Origin of the sequence: Streptomyces sp. LS1784, assembly GCF_020103755.1 — a bacterium.
Lineage (GTDB): Bacteria > Actinomycetota > Actinomycetes > Streptomycetales > Streptomycetaceae > Kitasatospora.
In genome coordinates, this window is the sequence record NZ_JAHSQD010001018.1 from 1 (window position 1) to 1,573 (window position 1,573).

A 1,573-nucleotide genomic window follows, 5' to 3' on the forward strand; every position below is an offset into this window, starting at 1 on the left:
CAGCCCCGACGGCCGGCTCGGTCGCGGCCGCGCTGCGGGCCACCCGCCCGCCGCTCGGCGGGGACGAGGTCCTGGACACCGTGCGCTCGCTGCGCGCCGAACTGGTGGGTGCGGGCCCGCTGGACCGGTTGCTGGCGGCGCCCGACGTCACGGACGTCCTGGTGAACGGTCCGGACGAGGTGTGGGTCGACCGTGGCGGCGGCCTGCAGCGAGCCACCGGAATCCGCTTCGCCGACGCCGAGGCGGTGCGGCGGCTGGCCCACCGGCTGGCCACCGCGGCAGGCCGGCGGTTGGACGACGCCCGCCCGTGGGTGGACGCCCGGCTGCCGGACGGCACCCGGCTGCACGCCGTGCTTCCGCCGATCGCGGCCGGCTGCACGCACATCTCGCTGCGGGTCTGCCGTCCCCGGCCGTTCACGCTCGACGAGTTGGTGGCGGGCGGGTCGCTGCCACCGGAGGGTGCGGAACTGCTCGCGGGCATCGTGCGGGCCCGGCTGTCGCTGCTCGTGTCCGGCGGGACGGGCTCGGGGAAGACCACGCTCCTGTCCGCCCTGCTCGGCCTGGTCGGGCCGGACGAGCGGATCGTGGTCGCCGAGGACTCCGCCGAGCTGCAACCGGACCACCCGCACGTGGTCCGGTTGCAGAGCCGGCCGCCCAACCAGGAGGGGCTGGGCGAGCTCACCCTGCGGGACCTCGTCCGCCAGGCGCTGCGGATGCGCCCGGACCGGCTGGTGATCGGCGAGGTCCGTGGGGCCGAGGTGTCGGACCTGCTGGCCGCGCTGAACACCGGGCACGAGGGCGGCTGCGGCACGGTCCACGCCAACACGGCGGCGGACGTGCCGGTGCGGCTGGAGGCACTGGGCTCGCTCGCCGGTCTCGACCGGCCGGCGCTCCACAGCCAACTGAGGGCCGCGCTCGACGTGGTGGTGCACCTGGTCCGCGATCCGGCCTCGGGGCGGCGCAGGGTGGCGGAGATCCACACGCTGACCGCGGCCGGCGACGGGTCGGCCGTGACCACACCTGCGGTGGCCTTCCCGACATCCGGCGGCTTGCGCCCCGGCACGGGATGGGAGCGGCTGGTCGGACTGCTGGCGGCACGCGGGGTGTCGCTCGGATCGGGGCGGTCGTGATCGCGGTGACGGCGGCCGGGCCGGCGGGTGCGGACGTGCAGGTCGTGGAACTCGTCTTCGCCCTGCTGCTGAGCGGGTGTGCCGTGGGCGCCGTCGTGCTGCTCGGCGGCGCGGTCCGGAAAGACCGACGACAACGGAGGTGAACGGCATGACGCAGAGTCAACTCGCGCTCTGCTGGACGGCGGTGCTGTGCCTGGTGGCCGTCGCCGCGTGGCGCGCGGTGCAGGAGCAGTTGCCGGGCGGGCGGCGCTCCAGGCTGGTGCTGGCGGGTAGCGGGCCTCCGGTGCGGGTGCCGGGCCCGGAGGTCGCGGCGCCGGCCCGGGGCCGGCTTCCGGAGTTCCTGGTGCCCGAACTGCTGCTCCTGCCAATGGGATTGGCTGCCGGGAAGGCCGCGGAGTCGCCGGTGCCGGTGCTCGCGGCGGCCCTCGCCGTCCTGCCGCTGC

At 76.4% G+C, this 1,573-nt stretch carries 2 protein-coding genes and 1 pseudogene; all 3 read left to right on the forward strand.

Annotated features, from left to right (window positions below; translation table 11 throughout):
- A partial coding sequence (locus KS423_RS45235; RefSeq protein ID WP_224285480.1) for a TadA family conjugal transfer-associated ATPase occupies positions 1–1,130 on the forward strand: 1,130 nt, incomplete at its 5' end.
- Positions 1,127–1,273, forward strand: coding sequence for a hypothetical protein (locus tag KS423_RS45240; protein WP_224285481.1), 147 nt, complete (start codon positions 1,127–1,129; stop codon positions 1,271–1,273). The genes KS423_RS45235 and KS423_RS45240, both read left to right, overlap by 4 nt.
- A 5-nt stretch (positions 1,274–1,278) precedes the next feature.
- Positions 1,279–1,573: pseudogene (locus KS423_RS45245) on the forward strand (hypothetical protein); the annotation flags it as partial.